The 329-nt window shown below is 50.5% G+C and carries 1 pseudogene; it reads left to right on the forward strand.

The annotated features are described in order from the left end of the window. Nucleotides 1-294 (forward strand): annotated as a pseudogene (locus tag FS736_RS24855) (hypothetical protein); the annotation flags it as partial. Nucleotides 295-329 lie beyond the last annotated feature (35 nt).

Raw genomic sequence — 329 nt, forward strand, 5'->3', positions numbered from 1 at the left:
CCCCCAACCTTGTTCCCCACCCTCCTCACCAAAATACCTCAAAATATCAAAGCCACCCTCATCCATCCCATCCCCCTTCCCCTTATCCTCCTCCCCCTGCACATCCCCTTTAACACCCCCAATTTCCTCATCCTCATCTTAACTCTCCTAATCCCTCCACTCCTTCACCAGCCATCCAACCTTCACCATAACCTCAATCCACTCCCCGACTGCCTTGAAACTAACATACCCTCAAAACGACAGGCCACCATTTCCCACCCCTTCCTCACCCCCACCAAATTCCAAACCCACTAATATTCCTTCCAAACGACGACTCAACTTATCTCAAT

It is taken from the genome of Cytobacillus oceanisediminis 2691, from assembly GCF_007678455.1.
Lineage (GTDB): Bacteria > Bacillota > Bacilli > Bacillales > Cytobacillaceae > Mesobacillus > Mesobacillus oceanisediminis_A.